This is a genomic window from Phyllobacterium lublinensis (assembly GCF_020164435.1).
GTDB classification, from domain to species: Bacteria; Pseudomonadota; Alphaproteobacteria; order Rhizobiales; family Rhizobiaceae; genus Phyllobacterium; species Phyllobacterium lublinensis.
In genome coordinates this window covers 105,410-128,813 of the sequence record NZ_JAIUDQ010000003.1, presented here as the reverse complement: position 1 = coordinate 128,813, position 23,404 = coordinate 105,410, and the positions used below count along the sequence as shown (strand labels likewise).

21 protein-coding genes are annotated in these 23,404 nt (G+C 59.2%); 8 read left to right on the top strand and 13 right to left on the bottom strand.

The genetic code is table 11. The features are described from left to right. Positions 1-106 precede the first annotated feature (106 nt). Positions 107-1,036, top strand: coding sequence for a LysR family transcriptional regulator (locus K9U38_RS05285; RefSeq protein WP_224493300.1), 930 nt, complete (start codon positions 107-109; stop codon positions 1,034-1,036). Positions 1,037-1,072: 36 nt separating this feature from the next. Here the strand turns inward: K9U38_RS05285 and K9U38_RS05280 are convergent, their stop codons facing one another. After that, the gene (locus K9U38_RS05280; RefSeq protein ID WP_224493299.1) at positions 1,073-1,255 is read right to left on the bottom strand and encodes a hypothetical protein; all 183 of its coding nucleotides are present in this window, start codon (positions 1,253-1,255) and stop codon (positions 1,073-1,075) included. Between the two features lie 280 nt (positions 1,256-1,535). On the opposite strand from K9U38_RS05280, the gene K9U38_RS05275 reads away from it, so the two are divergent. Then, positions 1,536-1,679 carry a hypothetical protein gene (locus tag K9U38_RS05275; RefSeq protein ID WP_224493298.1) on the top strand — a complete coding sequence of 48 codons (144 nt, stop codon included), beginning with the start codon at positions 1,536-1,538 and terminating at the stop codon, positions 1,677-1,679. Between the two features lie 37 nt (positions 1,680-1,716). On the opposite strand, the gene K9U38_RS05270 is transcribed toward K9U38_RS05275, so the two are convergent. Beyond that, positions 1,717-2,286, bottom strand: a complete 570-nt coding sequence (locus K9U38_RS05270; RefSeq protein ID WP_224493297.1) for a dihydrofolate reductase family protein — start codon at positions 2,284-2,286, stop codon at positions 1,717-1,719. A gap of 233 nt (positions 2,287-2,519) precedes the next feature. Between K9U38_RS05270 and K9U38_RS05265 the strand changes: the two genes are divergently transcribed. From K9U38_RS05265 to K9U38_RS05245, 5 genes are all read left to right on the top strand, one after another. Then, positions 2,520-2,714: a hypothetical protein gene (locus K9U38_RS05265; RefSeq protein WP_224493296.1), complete on the top strand. Its 195-nt coding sequence runs from the start codon at positions 2,520-2,522 to the stop codon at positions 2,712-2,714. A 52-nt stretch (positions 2,715-2,766) separates the two neighbouring features. Then, positions 2,767-3,027 (top strand): hypothetical protein, encoded by a 261-nt coding sequence (locus K9U38_RS05260; protein ID WP_224493295.1) that lies wholly within the window; start codon positions 2,767-2,769, stop codon positions 3,025-3,027. 322 nt (positions 3,028-3,349) lie between these two features. After that, entirely contained in the window at positions 3,350-3,559 is a 210-nt protein-coding gene (locus K9U38_RS05255) for a cold-shock protein (RefSeq protein WP_113482624.1), read from the top strand. Between the two features lie 245 nt (positions 3,560-3,804). Then, entirely contained in the window at positions 3,805-5,061 is a 1,257-nt protein-coding gene (locus tag K9U38_RS05250; protein ID WP_224493294.1) for a D-amino acid dehydrogenase, read from the top strand. A gap of 158 nt (positions 5,062-5,219) precedes the next feature. After that, positions 5,220-5,546, top strand: coding sequence for an RcnB family protein (locus tag K9U38_RS05245; RefSeq protein ID WP_224493293.1), 327 nt, complete (start codon positions 5,220-5,222; stop codon positions 5,544-5,546). A gap of 51 nt (positions 5,547-5,597) precedes the next feature. Here K9U38_RS05245 and pbpC read toward each other — a convergent pair whose 3' ends face one another. The 3 genes from pbpC to K9U38_RS05230 form a co-directional block, all read right to left on the bottom strand. Continuing rightward, positions 5,598-7,637: a penicillin-binding protein 1C gene (pbpC, locus tag K9U38_RS05240; protein WP_224493502.1), complete on the bottom strand. Its 2,040-nt coding sequence runs from the start codon at positions 7,635-7,637 to the stop codon at positions 5,598-5,600. Between the two features lie 202 nt (positions 7,638-7,839). After that, positions 7,840-13,287: an alpha-2-macroglobulin family protein gene (locus K9U38_RS05235; protein WP_224493501.1), complete on the bottom strand. Its 5,448-nt coding sequence runs from the start codon at positions 13,285-13,287 to the stop codon at positions 7,840-7,842. 219 nt (positions 13,288-13,506) lie between these two features. Continuing rightward, complete coding sequence (locus tag K9U38_RS05230; protein ID WP_224493292.1) at positions 13,507-14,403, bottom strand: LysR substrate-binding domain-containing protein; 897 nt, start codon at positions 14,401-14,403, stop codon at positions 13,507-13,509. Between the two features lie 96 nt (positions 14,404-14,499). Here K9U38_RS05230 and K9U38_RS05225 point away from each other — a divergent pair, with 96 nt between their 5' ends. Beyond that, positions 14,500-14,664, top strand: a complete 165-nt coding sequence (locus tag K9U38_RS05225) for a hypothetical protein (protein WP_224493291.1) — start codon at positions 14,500-14,502, stop codon at positions 14,662-14,664. A 74-nt stretch (positions 14,665-14,738) separates the two neighbouring features. On the opposite strand, the gene K9U38_RS05220 is transcribed toward K9U38_RS05225, so the two are convergent. The 8 genes from K9U38_RS05220 to urtD all read right to left on the bottom strand — a co-directional run bounded on the left by K9U38_RS05220 (position 14,739) and on the right by urtD (position 23,404). Further along, positions 14,739-14,987 carry a formate dehydrogenase subunit delta gene (locus tag K9U38_RS05220; RefSeq protein ID WP_224493290.1) on the bottom strand — a complete coding sequence of 83 codons (249 nt, stop codon included), beginning with the start codon at positions 14,985-14,987 and terminating at the stop codon, positions 14,739-14,741. Then, on the bottom strand, positions 14,980-15,921 hold the full coding sequence (fdhD, locus tag K9U38_RS05215; protein ID WP_224493289.1) for a formate dehydrogenase accessory sulfurtransferase FdhD: 942 nt from the start codon (positions 15,919-15,921) through the stop codon (positions 14,980-14,982). Before fdhD ends, K9U38_RS05220 begins: the two co-directional genes overlap by 8 nt. 2 nt (positions 15,922-15,923) lie before the next feature. Beyond that, on the bottom strand, positions 15,924-18,806 hold the full coding sequence (fdhF, locus tag K9U38_RS05210) for a formate dehydrogenase subunit alpha (protein ID WP_224493288.1): 2,883 nt from the start codon (positions 18,804-18,806) through the stop codon (positions 15,924-15,926). 10 nt (positions 18,807-18,816) lie between these two features. Beyond that, positions 18,817-20,373 carry a formate dehydrogenase beta subunit gene (locus K9U38_RS05205; protein ID WP_224493287.1) on the bottom strand — a complete coding sequence of 519 codons (1,557 nt, stop codon included), beginning with the start codon at positions 20,371-20,373 and terminating at the stop codon, positions 18,817-18,819. Further along, the gene (locus K9U38_RS05200) at positions 20,370-20,843 is read right to left on the bottom strand and encodes a formate dehydrogenase subunit gamma (protein ID WP_224493286.1); all 474 of its coding nucleotides are present in this window, start codon (positions 20,841-20,843) and stop codon (positions 20,370-20,372) included. Before K9U38_RS05200 ends, K9U38_RS05205 begins: the two co-directional genes overlap by 4 nt. Positions 20,844-20,947: 104 nt before the next feature. Next, positions 20,948-21,844 carry a LysR family transcriptional regulator gene (locus tag K9U38_RS05195; protein WP_224493285.1) on the bottom strand — a complete coding sequence of 299 codons (897 nt, stop codon included), beginning with the start codon at positions 21,842-21,844 and terminating at the stop codon, positions 20,948-20,950. A 60-nt stretch (positions 21,845-21,904) separates the two neighbouring features. Then, positions 21,905-22,600, bottom strand: a complete 696-nt coding sequence (gene urtE / locus K9U38_RS05190; protein ID WP_224493284.1) for an urea ABC transporter ATP-binding subunit UrtE — start codon at positions 22,598-22,600, stop codon at positions 21,905-21,907. A gap of 57 nt (positions 22,601-22,657) precedes the next feature. Next, a complete protein-coding gene (gene urtD / locus K9U38_RS05185) occupies positions 22,658-23,404 on the bottom strand; it encodes an urea ABC transporter ATP-binding protein UrtD (protein WP_224493283.1) in 747 nt (248 codons plus the stop codon).

Genomic DNA, 23,404 nt, shown 5'->3' with positions numbered 1-23,404 from the left:
TTCACTCCATTGTTTTTGATGGCGTGAAAATGGGCTATTCATTCCTTGACCATAAGCGATGAATGGCTTTTATTACTTTCAAGTAACCGTTGAAGATGATACCTCCATGGAAACGCTTGCCAATCTGGAATCCTTCGTCCGCAGCGCTGAAACCGGGGGCTTCTCCGCCGCTGCACGAAGGTTAGCGCTGACGCCGGCGGCTGTCAGCCGCAATGTGGCGATGCTTGAGCGCAACCTCGGTGTGCGCCTGTTTCATCGCAGCACGCGAAAGCTGACATTGACCGAGGAGGGAGAGCGCTTCCTGCTTGCTGTCGAAGGAAATCTGGAGGGACTGCAGCACGCCATCGCCAACATTGCCACCGGCCGCGATGAACCGGCAGGCGTGCTCAAGATCAGCGTCAGCATCAATTTCGGGACGAACTATATCCTGCCGCTTCTACCTGCCTTCCTTGAGCGATACCCGCAAATCCATCCCGACTGGCAATTCGACAGTCGTCCGGTCGATCTGATTGCAGAGGGCTTTGATGCTGCTATCGGCGGCGGCTTCGAACTGGCGCAAGGTATAGTCGCCCGGACACTCGCACCGGCGCATATCATCGCGGTCGCATCACCCAGATACATGCAAGGGCGAACGCCCCCGGCGGACCCGCAAGATCTGGCGGCCCTGGACGGAATCGTCATGCGCTCTTCCCGTACTGGCAGGGTGCGGCAATGGACGATGAAAAACGTCCATGGATCCGAGATGCCGGCAGTCTTGCAGGAAAAAATCGTCTTCAACGATCCTGTTGCAATGTGTGAAGCGGCCGTGCTTGGCCTCGGCGTCACCTTGATTACAGTGCCAGATGCCCTTCCCCACCTGGAAAGTGGCGCACTGATGCGCCTCGCACCGCAATGGCATGCGGATGCCGGACCCATTTCAATCTATTATGCCAGCCGCACGCTGCTACCCGCCAAGACGCGTGCATTCGTTGATTTTCTCATCGCCGCCGTCAAACGTGACAGGCTTGCCGAGCGGTTCGCAGGAAGTCCCGTTTGAAGTTGTTGGTAACCGCGGGAGACGCCCTCTATCTAATCAGATAAGGCGATTATGCTCTACGAGCTGCTGCATGCGCCGCAGTTTTCCATCGCAGTCGTCAGTTTCCCGCCGGACGGGCTTGGTGACGGGCGGTACCGTGATCTTGACGGGTTTTTCCTCAGATGTGACGACCGGCTTCCTGATCTTAGTCAGGAAAGTCATTGCGTTCATGAACGTCATGGCAGGTGTCCTCTACAATGCCACCGAGCCGCTCTGGATGGGGCATCCAGCGCAAAGGGTTCGGTTTTAGGGCAAGTAGCGTATTTTACCACCAATCGATCCCGCAGGATAGCTCCCGGAACAACCGCAATTAAACCGCAAATGACGTTGAGAAATATCCGGATCGTCTTTTGGCCAGGCTTGGCTCTTCGCGGCGTCAGAGGTTCTCGACCCGCCAATCTCATTCCAAATTGCCGATTTCGTATCGACACATCATCCGATTCAAGCCCAGGAGCATATCATGGCCAAAGGTCAGCAGCGCAGCAATCGCGAGGTACGCAAACCCAAGAAGGACAAGGCCGCCGCACCCAAGGCAGATGTTCCGTTCAGCTCGATGTTGAAGAAGGCGGAGAGCACGACCCCAAAGGGTAAGCCCAAGGCATAGGCTTTCGAGAGCCCCGGCGATGGTGGGGCTCTCTCTCCTACAGGACTTCGTAGCGCACGTGCGTAACGTGCGGCGACGCGATCACGCTCGTATTTTTCAATGCCGTCTGACGCTTCTGAATATTGTCAAACAGGCGGCTACCCTGCCCGAGCAGCACGGGCGCGATTTGCAGCAACAACTCATCGACTAGCCCGGCACCCAGCAACTGCTGGGCGATGCTGGCCCCCATCACAACGACATCCCTGTGCTCCGCCGCATCCCGTGCCTGCGCAACCGCAATCCCGACACCCTCGTTGATGAAGGTGAAGGCAGCGCTGCGCATGGGCAGCGGTTCTCGCCTTTCATGCGTGACGACAAAACTCGGCACGGGAAATGGCGTATCGTTCCAATGGGGCAGCCCCAGATCGAAGGTACGACGGCCCAAAACCACAGCACCGACGCGAGCGTGGATCTCGTCGGCCATTTGCCGGTCCACGTCGGATGCCTTGTCAAATATCCACTCGTGCAACTGTTCTCCTCCCTCGCCCATGGGGTGTTCGTCACCCACATTCGGCCCGGCGATGTAGCCGTCCAGCGACATTGTAAAAGAGGCAACCACTTTGCCCATGACTTGCTCCCTCCCCTTGGATACCGGCTGGAATAATGACCGTCGCCACGATTTTTCGATTAAGGAAGCTAGCTTGACGAGGCTTGCCTCACAACCGGTTTGCGATGGAATAATGCTGCAAGCCGGCGCCAAATCGCACGTTCTGGCAACGCGTCGCATACGTGAACAAAACAGGAACAAATTCCTTTTCTTATATATACGGTTGTGGCAATCTTCCTGAAAAGGAGATTCTGATGAACGCCATATCCAAACAACCGGAAGACGAAATCGACGAAGCGCTGGCCTATCATCAGGGTGATGTCCGGGCGACGATCGCCGCGCTGCTGGCAGAACGGGAATTCCTCTTGCGCGAGATCGAGTATGCATCGCTGGCCATGTCCTATGGCTTCGCGAGAGGCTGGAAGCCCGGCCAGCAAAAGATTGCATGATAGACTTGGCGACCGCCACGTGGCATGGTGAGGGCTAACAGTGCGAGATATAATGAAACATAGTCTGAAAAAGATGCCCGAAGTTGGCGTCCGCCCCGAAAGAACCCTCAGTCCGTCCGAACAGAAAAGCATGGCGACGACAGCGGCCGCCGCCGCGATCATCAATGCCGAGACGGCGAAATGGGAAAGCAAGACGGCTCGCCTGAAGGCGTTGCGTCTTGCCAAGGAAGCCGAGGAGCAAGCGGCAACAGCCGCAAATCCTCCAGCCGCAAAAGCCAAGTCAAAGGCCGCCCGCGCTACCAGATCCAGGTAAGCGGGCCGAAAGTGCCGATATCCGGTTGCCCGACCGCACCTGTCACCGCCAGTAAAATACAGGCATGAGCGGTGAAAGCCGGAAAATAATTCCAAATAAAAATGGCGGCGGTTGAACATTATCTTTGACTTGCAATTTATTTCCCGCCGCCGGCATTGACGAAATGGCCGGGAAGCTCTATGTAACAGTCTCGGTATTTGGTAGTTTGTTATTAGTTTTATTGCGCTTTCGGCGCTCTGAAAAATCCTTCTTCAAAAATCGAGCTAAAATTGCATGACGCGTCGCGCCATGTATTGAAATATTTCCATTGAAAGGGTTCATCATGAGCACTGGAACAGTAAAGTGGTTCAATTCCACAAAAGGCTTCGGCTTCATTCAGCCAGATGATGGTTCAGCTGATGTGTTCGTACACATCTCTGCCGTTGAGCGCGCTGGTATGCGCAGCCTCAATGACGGTCAGAAGATCAGCTTCGAACTCGTCCGTGACAACAAGTCCGGCAAAATGACTGCTGATCAGCTTCAGGCTGCCTAAAAAATAATTCGTCTTCGCGTCTTTGACCACGGATGTACTGGCACTGATTGCAGAGATGAATTTGAGAAGGTCGGGTTTTCCCGGCCTTTTATTTTGCCCGGATTTCGACCGGGTCGCGGAAAACAAGACATTTCAGCGCAAGGCCAAGAAAAGTCTGGAAAGAAATACGGCGCCATCACACAGTGCGATTCATTCTTTCCCCTTCTTCAAAGGGGTTTCGCATTGTCTGAAGGAGTCTCCCGCTCATGAAAGTCCTCGTCCTCGGCAGTGGCGTTGTCGGTGTCACATCGGCCTGGTATCTCGCTCAGGCAGGACATGACGTTGTCGTGGTCGACCGCCAGCCGGGCCCGGCGCGTGAGACAAGCTTTGCCAATGCCGGAGAAGTATCGCCCGGCTATTCGTCGCCCTGGGCTGGACCTGGCGTCCCGATCAAGGCGATCAAATGGATGCTGATGCATTTCGGACCCTTGGTCGTCCGGCCAAAAATCGATCCCTACATGGCCCTCTGGCTTATCCGCATGCTGCGCAACTGCACCTCGCCGCGCTATGCCCGCAACAAGGCGCGCATGGTGCCGATCGCCGAGTATAGCCGCGATTGCCTGAAGGCATTGCGTTCCGAGGTGAGCATTTCCTATGACGAACGCACGCAAGGCACGCTGCAGCTTTTTCGCACCCAGAAGCAGTATGACGGAACGGGCGGAGACATTGAGGTGCTGAAGCAATTCGGCGTTGCCTACGAGCTTCTCGACGCGGCGGGTTGTATTGCGGCAGAACCGGCGCTTGCCAATGTCAAAGGCAAATTCGTCGGCGGCCTGCGTCTTCCCGGCGACGAAACCGGCGATTGCCAAATGTTCACCGAAAGACTTGCTGCGCTTTGCGCCGAGAGCGGCGTGACGTTCCGTTTCGACACGACCATTACCTCGATCAATACGAGCGCCAATCGCATAGCCAGCGTTTCGACGGAGACTGAAGAGCTCACGGCCGATGCCTATGTCGTCGCATTCGGCAGCTATTCGCCGTTCCTGTTGCGGCGGGTAGGCGTGCACATTCCGGTCTATCCGGTCAAAGGCTATTCCATAACGGCCCCGGTCGCCGATGAGCAATCTGCACCTGTCTCGACCGTGATGGACGAAACCTACAAGGTGGCGATCACGCGTCTCGGAAACCGCATCCGCGCCGGCGGCACCGCGGAGATTTCCGGTTACGATCTCAATCTGCGCGATGCGCGACGGGCAACACTTCATCATTCGGTCGGCGATCTGTTTCCCGGCGGCGGCGATCTCAGCAAGGCGACGTTCTGGACCGGCCTGCGTCCCATGACGCCGGATGGTCCTCCGATCATCGGTGGTGTGCCGAAATATTCGAACCTTTACCTCAACACCGGTCACGGTACGCTCGGCTGGACAATGGCCTGCGGATCAGGACGCGTCCTGGCCGACCTCATTTCCGGGAAATCGCCTGACGTTGATGCATCGCCACTCAATATCAGCCGGTATGGCTAACGGGTCGATGATGTTTAAAAACCGGGTCTAACCCTTTTTAAACATTACAAATTGTTTAGGTACGCGTTCAGTTTTCATTCATGTCGTCAGGCCTAGAACTACAGCGTGTCCCAAGACAACCTGTGGTTTAACCCCCACGCAACTGACGAGGAACCAAGATGAAAAAGATTGCTCTGGCTGCGCTCGCGATCTCTCTGATCGCAACACCAGCTGCCTTCGCCCAACAGCAGAACTACCGGGGTGGTCATGCACATGGCCATCAGCAGAGAGAGGTCATCGTCAAGAAGAAGGTCGTCGTGAAGCAGACACGCTGGTCGCGCGGCCACGCCCTTCCCTCAAGCTATCGGCGCAACGTCGTGCGCGATTATCACCGGCATCATCTGCGTACACCGCCGCGCGGTTACCAGTGGGTAAGAGCCGACAACGATTATGCCATGGTCAGTATTGCCACAGGTATCATCTCGGCGCTGGTCCAGGTACGCTAGCATCCACCGATATTGACAAGAGCGGCGTCCATTCGGGCGCCGTTTTTCCGTTCAGTCGACAAAAATACGTACGCTGGCGGCCCGGCCAACCGAGTCGATAACCGTGAGGGTTGAATAACCGCCACCATCGGGCACCCATTGGCTGATGCGACGGCGGGAGGTCTCGGGCAGCGGCCTGCCATTTGCCAGCCAGCGAAAAGGCGCCCGCCCGCCCTGCAGCTTCAGGGCAAGCGGCATGATTTCCCCGCCAGTTGCCGCCCCGAGTTCGATGCGGGCGCCCTCTGGCGGGTAGATGATCTGCGGTGCTGGCTCGCGGGTCGACGCAATCAGACCACTCGCATTGATGGAGAAGCGCCGTTGACTGATGGGCAACTGCGCCTGGGTTATCCGGACCGCACCGGCCGGCGCTTGCGGCAATGGCGTGACGACAACGCCAGACTTGGCAAAGCCTTCGAACAGGATCGGAGCGGCTGATCCATAGCCGGTGAGTCCAGGAACGGCACCATTATCCGGCCTGCCAACCCAGACGCCCAGCACATGGGTGCCGTCGAACCCGACCGACCAGGCATCGCGATAGCCATAGCTTGTGCCAGTCTTGTAAGCGATGCCGCGTTGGCCCGCACCAACAGGCGGAAGAACGCCGGCCAGGATGTCGGCGACGTGCCATGCGGCCACCGGCTCGAGCAACGGTTCGCCTTCAAGGGCCGAGGGCTGGCCCTGGATACCCTCGCCCAGTTTCACCGGCCGGCCGCGATTGGCGAGACCAGCATAAAGCTGCACCAAATCCTTGAGGGTAATCCCCACACCGCCAAGGCCGATCGCAAGGCCAGGCGCTTCATTCGGCGGCAGGACGGGCCGCACCTGAGCGCGGCGAAACCGGACCATGAGCCGCGTCGGGCCAACGGCATCGAGCAGGCGCACAGCAGGCACGTTGAGCGAGAGCTGCAGCGCCTGCCGGATGCTCACATCACCCTGATAGCTCATGTCGAAATTGCGGGGCCTGTAGCCGAAGAAATCGGCGGGTCGGTCCTCGATGATCGTCTCCTGACTGACCAGCCCATCCTCAAACGCAAGTCCATAGATGAACGGCTTCAGCGTCGAGCCGGGGGATCGATTGTTGCTGGTCATGTCGATCCAGCCCGACCGGCTTGCGTCGAAATAGTCCGCGGAGCCAACCTCGCCTACGATCTCGCCAGTGCGAATGTCTGCCATGATCATGGCAACGGAGATTTTCGGGCCAAGCTTGCGCGCCGCATCCTTTGCGACCGTCTCCAGACCCTGCTGTACGGAGCGCCGTAGCGTCGTCTGGTGGCTCCTTATATCTGGCCGCAGGCGCTGCGCCGCTTCCGCCAGATGCGCAGCATGGGCGGGGAGTCGCAGGCGCTGCGACGGGATTGGTGCCATGGCTGCCCGCTCCGCCTCGCCCTCGCCCACGATCCTTTCGACCGCCATGCGGTGAAGCACCCGGCTGCGCGCCGCCTCGGCCAGGGTCAGATTGCGATCGGGTCTGCGTCGTTCAGGCAACTGCGGCAGTGCAACCAGAAGCGCGGATTGGGCGACTGTAAGGCGGCGCGGCTCCTTTCCGAAATAGGCAAGACTTGCCGAGCGAACGCCCTCAAGATTGCCGCCATAGGGAGCAAGCGTCAGATAGAGATCTAGAACCTGGTCTTTGCCCAGACGGCGCTCGATTTGCAGGGCGCGGACAAGCTGCTGAACCTTGGCAGTGAGCGAACGGCCCTCGCGCGGCTCGATCAGCCGGGCGACCTGCATGGACAGGGTCGATGCCCCCGAAACAATCCGTCCATTGGTGGCAAGCTGTATGGCAGCGCGTGCCAGGGCAATGGGATCCACACCACGGTGCTGCCAGAAGCGCTGATCCTCATAGGCAATCAGCATACGTACAAACTGCGGATCGACGTCCTTTGCCGTCGTGCGCAGTCGCCATCGTCCGTCCGGGGTTGCGAAGGCGCGCAGCAACTGCCCATCTGCGTCCAGGACTTCCGTCGAGATGTCGCCCGCGCGTTCAAGCGGTGGCGGAAAGGCGCGATCCGCCGCGTCGAGGCCGAAGGCCAAGGACGTGGCCAAGAGGATATTGACGAGGAGTGCTGCTGTTACCCTCCTCCTTGTGGGGAGGGAAGGAGCGAAGCGACGGGGAGGGGTTTCCTCCGGAATTCCAGCAATAGTGCGGCTAATCCAAGATGAGTGGTTCAAAGGCCCCTCCCTGCTGCTGCGCAGCCTCCCTCCCCACAAGGGGGAGGGTAATAGCGGGAACCTGAGTGCCAATCTTTCAACATCACTGCGCTGCGACAACCTCCATGCGCCCGGTAGCCGTACGCGCCGAGAATTGCGGGCGGTACATGTCCTCGACACTCGCGGCGGGATGGTCATAGGTTCCCGGCGTCACTGCCCGGACGACATAGGCCAGGGTGATTTCGCCATTGTCGCCGGACATCCTGTCGAAGGCAGCGACAAACCGGTCGCTGCGGAATTCCGTATGGGCTGCCTCGACCTCGCCGATCCAGTCAAAGTTCGACAGACTCGCACTGTTGACGAGGCCGGGATTGTCGATTTCGAAACCGGCTGGCAGCAGATCGGTGATCAGCACGCGGGATGGCCAGTTGTTGGTCTCGGTCACCTTGAGAACCACCACATAGCGCTCGTTCTGCTTCGCCTCACTGACGTTCGCCGGCTGGCCGTCGCGCGTATAGTAGGTTCGCTCAATGCTGAACCCGTCACCGCCAGCCGGGAGCGGCTGTGCCGGGGAAGCAACCGTCGTGACGACAGCGGACACCGGTTCGACTGAAGCATTGGTGATGGTAACGGGCTGGGCAAGCAGTTCGTCTCCCGTCAGCCGGGCGACATAGCCGCCAGCATGGGCAGTGCCATTGATATCGAGCTTCAGGTCCGTGTCGCCGCCCTGAATGGCACGCGCGGCAAGCAACATCCACGTCTGCTCCTGCGTGCTGGTATAGGGCTTGCGCTCCCATTCCTCCGCCACGATTTTCGAGAGTTGCGGGATGATCGGCTGGACTGGACGGCTCTCGGCCGCAAGTGCCAGAACGGCCGCGTCATCGCGCAGCGACGAACCGTAGTCGGACCGGACGAGACTGACATTTGTCACCAGCGTGGACTGCTGCAGCGCATCGGTGAAGATGCTCTGCGAGCGCTGCGCATCACCATAGAGCGACAGCGCTGCGGCAAGATGGGCACGCGCCAAGGGGGTCGGGAATTCAGCGAGCTTCGTATCGGCATAGTAGCGCAGGTCGCTGATTGCCGCCTTGCGATTACGGGCAAGGACGTAAAGCGCATAGGCGATCTCATTGCCCTGATCCTTGACATTGACGTCATAGCTCAGCGAGTTCTGCAGGTTTTCCAGCGCCTGCACGAGTGCCTGTTCCGGCACCTCATATTTCTGTTCCCGGGCGCGAGTCAGGAAATCCGTGACATAGGCGTCGAGCCAGAGATCGCCTGAACCGGGGCTCCACAATCCGAAACTTCCCGATGAGGACTGATAGGACAGGACACGGTAGATTGCCTCCTGCACCCGCTTCTGCACCTCGCCATCCTCAGCCATGCCGGACTGCTTGGCCAGTTCACTCATATAGAGCAGCGGCAGGGCGCGGCTTGTCGTCTGCTCGGCGCAGCCATAGGGGTAGCGGTCGAGGGTCATGAGCAGAGCCGGAATGTCGAAGGCCGCCGAACGGGTTACGTTAAGACTGACCGATGCCCCCTGCAGGATGTTGCCCGCCAGCAATTCGCCGTCGACCTTGAGACTGCTGTTCGGCGCGATCCTGATCGGCTTGCGCACCGTCATCGGCAGCGTAGCGGCGCGAACGTGAACGTTTACAGACTGTTCCAACGAAAGGCCCGAGGCATTGGACAATTTGATCGAAACAACGCCGTCTCCGGGGTGCTCGCCCGTCAGCGGCAGCGTCAGGTCGAACTTGCCGCCGGCCGCCAGGGTTATCGCTTGCGACGCTCCCGGCTGATTGACGCTGACAACCGGATTGCTGGTGACCTGCAACTGGTAATCCCCGGCCGGAGCGTCCGTATTGGCGATATCGAGCCGCAATGACGATCTGTCGCCGGGGGCGAGGAATTTAGGCATGCTCGCCGTTACGACGACGGGATCCCTTATGACGACATCCGAGGTTGCATGACCCACCCCGGTCTTCGACCAGGCCACCGCCATGAGCCGCGCCGTGCCGTTGAATTGCGGAATGTCGAAGCTGAGATTGGCCCTGCCCTGCGGATCGAGTTTGACCGGGCCAGAGAAGAATGCCACCAGCTTCTCGGTTGGAGGACTGCCCTGCATCGGCATCTGCGCGCCGTCGCCGCCCGTCCGCAGCTTGCCGGTGACGCCCTGCGAACCATCGATAAGGCGTCCGTAAAGATCGCGAATTTCAAGACCCAACTGGCGCTGGCCGAAATACCAGCCATCGGGATTGGGCGCTTCGTAGCGTGTCAGATTGAGGATGCCGACATCGACGGCCGCGACCGTAACGAAGGCATTTTCATTGGCTCCAGCCCCCGTCACCTGCAGGGCAATGTTCAATGGCTTGCGCGGCTCGGTCTTCTGCGGAGCCTCAAGCTTTACGGCGAGATTGCGGTCGCCGGGGCTGACATTGAGCCATTTGATGCCGATGGCGCGCATGGGCATATGGGTTTCCTGTGCGTCGCCAGGGCGGAACAAGGTGGCAGTGACATAGGCACCAGCACCCCAATCGGCGGTAACCGGAATTTCGATTTCAGCACCTTCTGCTGGAATGCTCGCCTTCTTGGTCGCAAGCAAGCTTTCGGCGCCAACGGTGACAAGAAGCTCACCGGCGAAGCGCGGCGATACTTTCAGCTTTGCCGTATCGCCGGCGACATAGCTGTCCTTGTCGAGTGCAATTTCGAGCCCGTCCGGCGTTTCCGTCGATGTTGCAGCAACATAGTAACCAGCATCGAATTCAACACTTGAAGCCGGTCCGTCAGCGGCAGCGCCCTCCACCTCAAGACGGAAGCGGCCCCAGGTCACCGGAACCGATATCTCGGCCCCATCCGGCGTTGTGTTCACCACTCCGTTGGCAATCTGTTTGGTCGACAGGATTGGTTCATATTTCCAGGAGTTACCGTCGCGGTACCACTGGTAATTGCGCTCGACGCTGAGGAGTTTCCACTCCAGAGCTTGCATCGCCTGTTTCTGGCCATTCTGGTCGACGGCAATGACATGGAACTTACCCACGGAATTTTCCGCAAGGTCGCCGGAGAATTCCGGCTTGATACCGATCGTCGGTCCTTGCGATTTGACTGGAAGCGTCAATATGCGCTCGACGGCGCGGCCGCCTGCCTCCTGCATTCGCACGACAATATCGGCATTGATCAGTTGCGTGGTCGAGGGTACGTCGTTCAGCGCTATGTCGAACGTCGCCTTGCCGTTGTCATCCAGAGCCTGGAGATCCTCAAGCGGGATGCGGGTATCTTCACTTGCCTGCTCGTCGGCGAGACCGAAGAAATAGCCCGGCAAACCTGCGCTTTCACGGGTGGGCCTCAGGGCAATCTCACCTTCGAGATTGAGGCCAGCGGCCGGTGCACCGTAGAGATAGCGGCCGTCGACCGTCACCGGTGTGGGCGTGCCCACGTCAAGCGCCTTGGCGGCGCTCGTCAGGTCGAACTCGACACGGTCGGGTACGAAGTCTTCAACGAGGAACTGCTCCTCGGCGATCGGCGAACCCTTGGGATCGGTAAAGATCTGCATTGTCCACGTGCCGCGCATGGAATTGGCCTGCAGCGCAAGATCGAGGTTATGACCGCCTAGATTCACGCCGTCGCTGACCATGCGGCGATCTTCGACGCCGTCGGGGCGCTTGAACACGAAGGTCAAGGGCAGGTTTTCAATGGCATTTGCCGCATTGTCGCGGGCGAGCGCCGAGGCATGGACAGTCTCCCCGGCGCGATAGATGCCGCGTTCGGTCCAGGCGAGGATGTCGATGGCACCCGGTGCCGCCCGGCCGGTAACGCCGCGGTCGGACAGGTCGAACCCGGCACGGGTCATGTCGAGAAACACGTAGTCCGCATCGCCATTCTTGGCGGTGATCACCGCCGGTTCCATCGCTGCCGTTCCACGCATCAGCCCGGCGGTAAAGGTGGCCCTGCCCTCGGTGTCGGTAACGGCAGTGCCAAGGATCTCATTGTTCTTGGCAAGAAGCTGCAGTTCGACGCCAATGAGCGGCTGGGCAGTCGCAAGCGAACGGGCGAAGACATTCAATCCGTCCGTACCCGCATAGGTTGACAGGCCAATGTCCGAAACGACGAACCATTGCGTCGCCTGCGCATCCCATTCCTCAGTCCTTGCGTCCGGCGAGACCGCCGTGAGGACATAGACGCCGGGCTTGCGCTGCGGCAAGGCTTCATCAACCGGGAAGCTTGTGACCACATCCCTGTTAAGCTCGGACTGGATTTCGATGGCACCCTGCCAAACGAGCTCACCAGCCTCGTCCTGCAGGCGCTGGGCATTGAAACCGTCAATCTGCGTGAGGAACTGCGAGCTCGTCAGCAGCGGTGCAAGCCCACGATCGCCAATACGGTAAAGCTTGAGATTGGCGCTTGTCGTGTTGACCGAAACGATGGGTATGCCACGCCGGGCGGTACTCGGCAGGACAAAACTGTCGCCGGTGAAGCGCACCATTGCCGAGCGATCCTTGATGTAGACGTCAAGATCGACCGGTGCTTCGAGGGATTCGCCGACGGAGGATGGCAAACCTGGACGGAAGGCTAGCTTGTAGCGCTGACCATGTTCGAGGCCCTCAACGCAGATCTCGCTGTCCTTGGCTTCAACTGCCTTTGGCGCCGCGCCATTCAGGGTAACGAACGGCGCGTAATCCGTGCCCATTTTCACCAATGGCGCGGAGAACTGCACGCAGGCGCGGGGCGTGGCACTGTCCGCGTCGATCGTATGGTTCACAACACGGAAGCCCTGACGCGACCGCAGATCGAGATAGGCGGCTTCCACCGTCTTGTCATTCACCAGCGCGAGACTTGCCTTGTAGGCATCAAGAGATGCGCGGTAGTTTTCCGCGTTCTGAAGGGCGGCCGCAAGCGCCGAAAGCGCATCGGCACGGCTCGGCGCCGTGCGCGTCAACTGGTAGCCATTCAACGCCGCAAGCGCAGCCTGCCCGGCAATATCGGAGTTCTTTGCATCCTGGTTGGCGGCGCGCGCCGTCTCTATCCAGAGTTCGGCATTGTCCGGCATGACAGCCAGGGCGCCCTTGAACGCCTTGAGCGCATTGGCCACGTTTCCGGCAGCGAGTTCGCTTCGTGCAGCAGCGACGAGGCCCTCGATCCCCTGCATCTTCTGGTCTTCGGTCAGTGCAAGATTGGCCCTGACCTGACGCGCATCCTGGAGCAACTGGTCGGATACGAATTGAAGCTTCGGAGGCGCACCGATATCAGGATCGGCCGCGGTTTCGACGACCTTGCCAGCGACCGCGCCAGGACTAGTCTTCAGCTGATTGAAATCAGACTTGAGGAAGCACCATTTCACCTTAGGGTTGTAGGTGAACGCCTTGCAGGACCGATCGGCCAGGCAGACAAGCTCGCATTGGTCCAGCGAGACATCCTGTTCGGTACGCAGGTCAAAGCCGAAATAATCGCCATCCTGCGTCGTGACAACGTCGCGGTTGGGTTCTGCCGCACCAACCGGCAAGGCGGAAGCGAGAACGGAGAGAAGAAAAACAGAAAAGCCGATAACAGCGCGCATGGACATGAAGGTTCTCCCACCGTCTGGAGCCCGCCTTGCGACCTCGCTGCAGCGCCATGCGTCGTGATTTTCTTCACTTCCGGCGCGCCATTGGACTGGCATGTCCACGGCGCCCGGACTCCGAAAACCACGCCCCATGACTCACCCCAGCGACGTTCGAACAGACTCTCAATCCCGATGTCGGGCACTGTTCAAAGTTCGGCCTAACTTGTCAACAGATCAAGCGATTCCTGCCGTGCTCTCCTGCGCAATTTCAGCGCGGATCCAGCGCTGGAAATTCAACACCTGGAGCGATGGCTTGCGGTTCTTGGGCGATACAAGCCAATAGGCGATGGACGACGGAACGCGCTCCGGAAACGGCGCGACAAGCCGGCCATCGGCCAGTGCATCCTCGGCAAACAGATCCCAGGCCAGCATGATGCCTTGCCCGCTGATCGCTGCCTCGAGGCCGAGCCACGGGTCGGTGAAGGTGGGCCCGTCAAACGGCACGGGTCCGGCAAAACCGGTCGCGGCCTGCCAGTCGTCCCAGCTGAACATCGGATTCTCGTAGCAGATGATCGGCTGACTGAACATGTCCGCGGGGCTGCGCAGGCGTTCGGCAAAGGCAGGGGTGCAGACGGGAAACATTCTCTGCGGCAGCAGGCACTCCGGCGTTCCATCCCGCCAATCCCCGCTTCCCAGTCTTATGGCAAGGTCTATGTCCGAACTCTTCAGGTCGACAATGCCTGGCGAAGGTTCGATGCGGATCTTGAGATCCGGATGTGCCGCGCGCAGGCGACCGAGATGCGGCACGAGCCATTTCGAGGCGAAGGTCGGGGCAACAGACAGCAATAGGGTCTGGTCTGTGCCGTCGGCGAGTGCCACAGCCCCGGAGAGCTGCAGGAAGCCATCGTGAAGTTTTGCTATGAAGGTCTTGCCAAAGGAGGTCGGCACCAAGCCGCCTCGCGTCCTGTCAAAGATTGCGTAACCGATCTGAGCCTCGGTCCGGATCAATTGCTGACTGACCGCGCTGACCGACACACCGAGTTCGTCCGCGGCCTTTGGCAGCGATCCGAGACGCCCGATTGCTTCCACAGTCTTCAAGCCGTTCAGATGAACGCGGTTCAGGTTCTTCATCAAGTTTTTCTTCACATCGGTTTCAGCAATCTGGATTGCAGATCCTAACACAACGGAACAAAATAACCCATATTTCGAAATTAAAGGATAGACGACATGAAGATTTTCTCCTTGCTCCAAGTCCTGTCACAATGGTTCCGAAGCGCTGACGAAACTGCGGACTGGTATAGCGACCCGCTGTCCCACCCGGTATTGGAAGCCATGCGGCTCGATGAATTGGCCGACCTGCCGTTTGATCCGCGGAACATCTGCCGGCAGTGAAATGAACGAAGGGCCCGCTACGGGGCCCTTCTCAACAGGATCTATTATTCGCTATGTCCAAACAAGGTCATGTCTCAAGCTGGAACCGGCCCTGGCTTGCGGATCTGCTTTGCGGCCTCGACGACGAGCGGATCGAGACCATTGTCGGGCTCGCCGAGAATGGTGAATAGTTGCGCACGCATGCGCGGCTCCCAGAAATGATTGATGTGATCGGCGACACCCGCCACAGCCTCGTCCTTAGGCTGGGTATGAAAGAACGCCGCTATCTGATTGGCCATGTAGACCAGCTTGTCGGCGGTTGTCTTGTGGCTCTTACTATCCATATTGCACCATTCGTACAGACGGGGATTGAACAAGGCTTGATTTGGCGGGGTCTGGGTCCGCTTGAGCCGAAGCTGGGGGCAGGATATCCGCCGAACCGGCCGCCAGTTCCCCGGAAATCAGGGGAATGCGCTCATGGCGCGTGAAGACGTCAAATTCATTGCCTCTGACGAGCGCAATCAACGTCATCCCTGCAGCATGGGCCGTGCGGATGGCAAGGGCCGTGGGCGCCGATACGGCAATCAGCACCGGGCTGCCTATGATAGCCGTTTTCTGTACCATTTCGATCGACACCCGGCTGGTGATGACCACTGCTCCGGACTCACCTTTGATGCCAGCGCGGCAGAGCGCGCCGGCGAGCTTGTCCAGTGCATTATGACGGCCAACATCCTCGCGTACTGCCACAATACCCTTTTCTGGAACATAGAAGCCGGCGGCGTGAACCGCGCCGGTCTCGCTGTGCAGCGGCTGCACTTTTGACAGCAGCCGCACCGCCTCGGCAATCTCATCGGGGCCGAGTTTCAGCCGCAACCCATCGACCGAAGCAACCGGCTTCAGCGCCTGCTCGATCGACTCGATGCCACACAGACCGCATCCAACGGGACCGGCCATGCGCCGCCGACGATCGGTCAATTCCTGGCCTGCATCGCCGGCAAGACGGATCTGGATATCCACACCCTCGTCGTGTTCCTCGACATGGATTTCGCTGATCTGATCGATCCGGGAAATGATGCCCTCCGACAGGCTGAAACCGACCGCGAAATCTTCCGCGTCGGCGGGGGTCGCCATCATGACCGCATGGGTCGTGCCATTATAGCTGAAAGCGACGGGGGTCTCTTCGGGCACCATCCGGCTGTCGGTCGCATAAACATCACCCGTCTCCTTGCGGCGACGGGTAATGCGCGGCACAGACAACCGTGTGGGTCGCGATTGCATGATTATTCGGCCGCATCCAGCACCGGCGCGATACGCCTGCTGCGGCGCGCCTGCTCGTCATACCTGACCTGCCAGTCGCTCGGCCCATTCGATGCGCCGACCTGTACCGCCGTCACCTTGTATTCCGGGCAATTCGTCGCCCAATCGGAGAAATCCGTGGTGATGACATTGGCCTGGGTCGTCGGATGGTGGAAGGTCGTATAGACGACACCCGTCGACACCCGATCAGTAATGAGTGCCCGCAGCGTGGTCTCCCCTGAACGGCTGGTGACCTTTACCCAGTCGCCATCGCGGATGCCGCGTTGTTCCGCATCATGCGGGTGGATCTCGAGCCGGTCCTCCTCATGCCAGATGACATTGTCCGTACGGCGTGTCTGCGCACCGACATTGTACTGCGACAGGATGCGACCGGTCGTGAGCAACAGCGGGAAGCGCGGTCCTGTGCGCTCGTCCGTGGCCACATACTCGGTTCGGATGAACTTGCCCTTGCCCCGGGCGAAGCTCTCGATATGCATGATGGGCGTTCCCAGCGGTGCCTTGTCATTGCACGGCCACTGTACGGAACCTTCCCTGTCGAGCAGATCATAGGTCACACCAGCAAAGCTTGGCGTCGTCTGCGCAATCTCATCCATGATCTGCGATGGATGCGTATAGTTCCAGTTCAGACCCATTGTCGTGGCAAGGTTTTGGGTAACTTCCCAATCGGCATAGCCATTTTTCGGACTCATGACCTTGCGCACACGGTTGATGCGGCGCTCGGCATTGGTGAAGGTGCCGTCCTTTTCCAGGAAGGTCGAACCCGGCAGGAAGACATGCGCATAGTTTGCGGTTTCGTTGAGGAAGAGGTCATGAACGACCACACATTCCATCGCGGCGAGACCGGCTGCGACATGCTTGGTGTCGGGATCGGACTGCAAAATGTCCTCGCCCTGGATGTAGATGCCCTTGAACGAGCCATCGACGGCAGCGTCGAGCATGTTCGGGATGCGCAGGCCAGGTTCATCCTGCAGCTTGACGCCCCACAGCTTGTCAAAGATGTCGCGCGTGGATTCATCGGATATGTGGCGGTAGCCCGGCAGTTCATGCGGGAACGAGCCCATGTCGCACGAGCCCTGCACATTGTTCTGACCGCGCAGCGGATTTACACCAACACCCTCGCGGCCGATATTGCCGGTGGCCATAGCGAGGTTGGCGATTGCCATCACGGTCGTCGAACCCTGGCTGTGTTCGGTGACGCCAAGGCCATAATAGATCGAACCATTACCGCCGGTGGCGAATAGCCGCGCTGCCTCACGCAGCATTTGCGGCGAAACACCGGAAATCTGCTCGATGGCCTCGGGGCTGTGTTCGGGAGAAGATACGAAGGCCGCCCAATCCTGGAATTCATCCCAATCACACCGCTCGCGGATGAACTTTTCGTCAAACAGTCCTTCGGTGACGATGACATGCGCCATCGACGTGACGACGGCCACGTTCGTGCCTGGTCGCAGTGGCAAATGGTAGGATGCTTCCACATGGGGCGTGCGCACAAGGTCGATGCGGCGCGGATCGACGATGATCAGCTTTGCCCCCTTGCGCAGGCGCTTTTTCAGGCGGGAGGCGAACACCGGATGGCCATCCGTCGGATTGGCGCCGATGATCATGACCACGTCGGTATGCTCGACACTGTCGAAATCTTGTGTGCCGGCAGAGGTACCGAAGGTCTGCTTGAGACCATAGCCGGTCGGTGAATGGCAGACACGGGCACAGGTATCGACATTGTTGTTGCCGAAGCCGGCACGAACCAGCTTCTGCACGAGGTACGTTTCTTCGTTGGTGCAGCGGGAGGATGTGATGCCGCCAATGGAATTGCGGCCGTACTGGTACTGGATGCGGCGGAATTCGTTCGCCACGTACTTATAGGCCTCGTCCCAGCTGACTTCGCGCCATGGGTCCGAGATCTTCTCCCGGATCATAGGGTTCAGGATGCGATCCTTGTGGGTCGAGTAGCCATAAGCGAAGCGACCCTTGACGCAGGAGTGTCCGCGGTTGGCCTTGCCGTCCTTCCAGGGCACCATGCGCACGAGTTCTTCACCGCGCATTTCCGCCTTGAACGAACATCCCACACCACAATAGGCGCAGGTCGTCACCTTGGAGTGTTCAGGCTGGCCGATTTCAATGACCGACTTTTCGGTGAGCGTCGCTGTTGGGCAGGCCTGGACGCAGGCGCCGCAGGATACGCACTCGCTGTCGATGAAATTGTCATGGGCAGCGCCGGAAGAAACCCGGCTGCTGAAGCCGCGACCCTCGATGGTCAGCGCATAGGTACCCTGCACCTCCTCACAGGCGCGGACACACAGCGAACAGACGATGCACTTCGAAGGGTCATAGGTAAAATAGGGATTGGATTCGTCCTTCGGCAGCCAGCGATCGTTCGCCACTGCACCAGCCTTGGCGAAAACATGGTTGTCGCCCTCATAGCCATACCGCACATCGCGCAGGCCAACCGCACCTGCCATGTCCTGCAATTCACAATCGCCATTGGCGGCGCAGGTGAGACAATCAAGCGGGTGATCGGAAATGTAGAGTTCCATCACGCCCTTGCGGATGTCCTTGAGGCGCTGCGTCTGGGTCCGGACCACAAGACCTTCCATGGCAGGCGTCGTGCAGGAAGCGGGCGTGCCATTGCGACCTTCGATTTCGACCAGGCACAGCCGGCAGGAACCAAAGGCATCAACCATGTCCGAGGCGCACAGTTTCGGAACCTTGATGCCGGCTTCCATGGAGGCGCGCATGATCGAGGTACCCTCGGGAACGGTAACCTCGTTTCCGTCGATGGTCAGCGTGATCATCTTTTCGGAGGTACTGGCGGGCGTGCCGTAGTCGATTTCTTCAATCAGAGACATTTTGAAGCTCCTATTCCGCCGCAGCCGCGACAGGCGCGGGCCGGAAATCTTCAGGAAAATGCGTTAGCGCACTCATGACGGGATAGGGCGTGAAGCCGCCCAGGGCACAGAGCGAGCCGAACTTCATAGTATTGCACAAATCGGTCAGAACTTCGATTTGCTTCTCAGGTTCGATATTGGCCGAGATGCGGTCGACGACCTCGACGCCCCGAGTCGAGCCAATGCGGCATGGCGTGCACTTGCCGCAGGATTCGATTGCGCAGAACTCCATCGCAAAGCGTGCCTGCTTGAGCATGTCGACGCTGTCGTCGAATACGACCAGGCCGGCATGGCCAATCAGGCCATCCCTGGCCGCGAAGGCTTCATAGTCGAAGGGCGTATCGAACAGTTCGCGCGGGAAATAGGCGCCAAGCGGACCGCCAACCTGCACGGCCTTGACCGGCCGGCCACTCCGGGTACCGCCGCCTATGTCCTCGACGATTTCGCCGAGCGACAGACCAAAGGCTGTTTCGAAGAGGCCGCCATATTTGACGTTGCCGGCAATCTGCAGCGTGATGGTGCCGCGCGAGCGGCCCATGCCGAAGTCCTTGTAGAAGGCGGCTCCCCTGTCGAGGATGATGGGGACCGAAGCAAGCGAGATGACGTTGTTGATCACGGTCGGCTTGCCGAAAAGTCCCTTGTGCGCCGGCAGGGGCGGCTTGGCACGGACGATGCCGCGACGACCCTCGAGGCTTTCCAGAAGTGCCGTTTCTTCACCGCAAACATAAGCGCCTGCGCCAACGCGCACTTCAAGATCAAAGGCGTGGGAGGATCCAAGAACGGACGGACCGAGGACGCCGCCCCTGCGGGCGACTTCGATCGCTTCGTTCATGATTGCAATGGCGTGGGGATATTCCGAACGCGTATAGATATAGCCACGGGTCGCGCCGACGGCGATACCGGCGATGACCATGCCCTCGATCAGAACAAAGGGATCGCCTTCCATGATCATGCGATCGGCGAACGTGCCGCTATCGCCTTCGTCCGCATTGCACACGATGTATTTCTGGGTCCCGGCGGTGTCGAGAACGGTCTTCCATTTAATACCGGTCGGGAAACCCGCTCCGCCACGACCGCGCAGGCCGGATTCCGTCACTTGCGCCACGATTTCGGCAGGCGAAAGCCTGAGGGCATGTTCGAGCCCTTTCAAGCCGTCATGGGCACGATAATCGTCCAGCGAGACCGGGTCTGTGATGCCGCAGCGCGCGAACGTCAGGCGGGTCTGCCTTGCAAGAAACGGCAATTGATCGGTTAGTCCGAGCCAGAGCGGATGTACCCTGCCGTCGGCCATGCCGTTGTCGAGCAGTGCCGGAACGTCCGTTGCCTTCACTGGACCATAGGCGACGCGCCCGTTTGGCGTCTCGACCTCGACCATGGGTTCGAGCCAGTACAGCCCACGCGAACCGTTGCGCACAATCTTAACGTCGAGATTGCGCCCATCGATCTCAGCCTGGAGTTGCTTCGCGACTTTTTCGGCGCCGACCGCGAGGGCACCAGAATCGCGCGGAACATATATGGTGACCGTCACAGGCGCACCTCCGCGGCGATTTCCTCAAGTTTTTCAATATCCAGCCTGCCAATGACTTCACCATCAAGCATGGCAGAAGGTGCGCAGGCGCAAAGGCCGAGGCAGTAGACCGGCTCAAGCGTAACGGCCCCGTCGGCGGTCGTGTCATGCCAATCGACGCCGAGCAATTGCCGCGCCGTGTTGGCAAGCGCCTCAGCACCCATGGATTGGCACGCCTCCGCACGGCAGAGCTTCAGGACATGCCGCCCCGCAGGATGATCGCGGTAGTCATGATAGAAGGTGAAAACGCCATGTACTTCGGCGCGGGAAATGTTCAGGGCTTGCGCAATCAACGGCAAAGCCTCCTCCGGCACATAGCCGAACTCATCCTGCAGTTCGTGCAGAATGGGAAGCAGAGGACCCTCTTTGCCCTTCAGTTGATCGATAATGCCTATCGCCCTTTCGGCGATGTCGGTACGTGCACCCTGCATATCGTGCAGTGCCCTCCCTTGTTTTTCTCCCCACTCCTTAGAACAGATCAAAAATAGCCGCTGATATCAATATAGCAGACTCGTCGAACGATAGAAATCTTCTATCAAACCAGATTCAAGCTTGTGGCCAGCGTTCGGGCCTCGTGAAGCAGCGCAGAAACCAACGGCGTATGCGGCTCCCGGTCCGCAGCGACCAGGCCGACAAGATGACGCGCATCGGGCTCTACGATGGGTATCGAGCGTATGGGCTCGGCAAACCCCAGGGACTCGGCGAGGTTCAGCGGCATGATGCTGGCCCATTTTCCTGTGCGAATATGCGAGAACAGCACGATCATCGAATTTGATTCGAGGGTCGGGTGAACCTCGATGCCCGCTTCCTCCAGATGCTTGTTGATCAGGCGGCGGTTCTGCATGTCCATCGTCAGGAGGCAGAGCGGCAATTGCCCCACCTCGGCCCAGGTCACAGATTGCCGGTCGGAATAGGTATTGCCTGCCGACGTAATGAGCTGGTAGCGCTCCGAATAGAGCGGCACGGACGTCACGCGTCCCAGCGGCTCGTTGTCAAGATAACTGATACCGACGTCGATCTCGAAATTGCTGAGCAGTGTCAGGACTTCCAGTGACGTGCGCGACGTTATGGAAAACGTGACGTCCGGATGTTTCTCGCGAAATGGCGTGGTCAACCGCGAGACCATGGCGAGTGCCGTCGGAATCGCCGCAATCTTCACGTGACCGGCAAGGCCGAAGCGGGCAGCGCGGATCTCCTCGCGCATGGTGCGCGTGTCACCGACGATGCGCCTGGCCCATTCGAGCACGCGCTGGCCTTCGGAGGTCAGGCCCTTGAAGCGCGATCCGCGCTGTACCAGCACAACGCCGAGCGTATCTTCAAGCTGACGTATTGCGGCGGACAAGGTGGGCTGGGTCACGCCACACTCTTCCGCCGCGCGGCCGAAATGCCGATGGCGCGCCAGGGCAATGAAAAATTCCAGCTTGTCGATCATCCGGGTTGTTCCTCCTGAACGACCCTAATGGGGATGCGATGTTATCAGCAAGGCAAGTTTTCAGACCGTCAAGAACTTGCGCACCTCGGGCCTGTCCAGGCTGGCGGCATCGCCTGAATGGACGATCTCGCCCCGGTCCATGATGTAGACATGATCGGCAAGCTCCCGGCAGAAGTCGAGATACTGCTCTACCAGAAGGATTGCGAGACCCGTCTGATCGCGCAGGAACTGGATCGCGCGGCCAATATCCTTGATAATCGATGGCTGAATACCTTCGGTCGGCTCATCCAGCACGAGCAGCTTCGGCCGCGTTACCAGCGCCCTGCCGATTGCAAGCTGCTGCTGCTGCCCGCCTGACAAATCGCCACCGCGTCGCCCCAGCATCGTTTTCAACACCGGAAACAATTCGAAGACTTCAGGCGGCACATTGCGATTCCCCTGCCGCGCTGCGGCAAAGCCGGTTGCAAGATTCTCGCGAACGGTGAGCAGAGGGAAAATCTCGCGTCCTTGCGGCACAAAGGCGATCCCCGCGCGTGCACGATCATAGGACGGCTTCCTGCCGAGGGGTGCACCGTCGAAACTGATCGAGCCGGAAGACAACGGGTGCTGCCCAACGATGGCCCGGAGCATGCTGGTCTTGCCGACACCATTGCGGCCGAGAACGCAGGTGATCGATTTCGGCCTTACCTCGAGCGATACTCCGCGCAACGCTTGCGCTGCGCCGTAATGCAGGGACGCATTTTCAACAGTCAGCATGGGATATTTCCTTGTTGTTCCGGGAAACCGGACAAGACTTTTCCTGAAAATTGCGCTCTACCGGCCAAGATACACCTCGATCACGCGCTGATCATTGCTGACAAAATCCAGCGAACCTTCGGCAAGCACCGTGCCTTCGTGCAAGCAGGTCACCTTCACATCGAGTTCGCGAACGAAATGCATGTCATGCTCGACCACGAGCACCGAGCGGGTCTTGGCGATCTCGCGCAGGAGCTTCGCTGTTTCTGCAGTTTCGGCATCGGTCATTCCTGCAACCGGCTCATCGACCAGGAGCAATTTGGGGTCTTGCGCGAGCAGCATGCCGATCTCAAGCCATTGCTTCTGGCCATGCGAGAGATTGGCCGCAAGCCAATCGCGCTTGTCATGGAGACGGATCGTATCGAGAATCTCGCGAATGCGTTCGGCCTCGTCCTTGCTCTGGCGATGAAAAAGCGTTGAGAAGGCCGATCTTGGTCCGGACAATGCCAGGACCAGGTTGTCCTCCACGGTGTGGCTTTCGAAGACAGTGGGCTTCTGGAACTTGCGGCCGATGCCGAGCAGCGCGATTTCTGCTTCGTCATGCTTGGTGAGGTCGACTTCTCCATTGAAGTAGACATCTCCGGTATCCGGCCTGGTCTTGCCGGTGATGATGTCCATCATGGTGGTCTTGCCGGCGCCGTTGGGTCCGATGATCGCCCGCATCTCGCCGGACTGCAGCACAAGCGAGAGATTGTAAATGGCTCGAAATCCGTCGAAAGAAACCGATACGCCATCGAGATAAAGCAAAGTGTCCTGGGCTTTCAT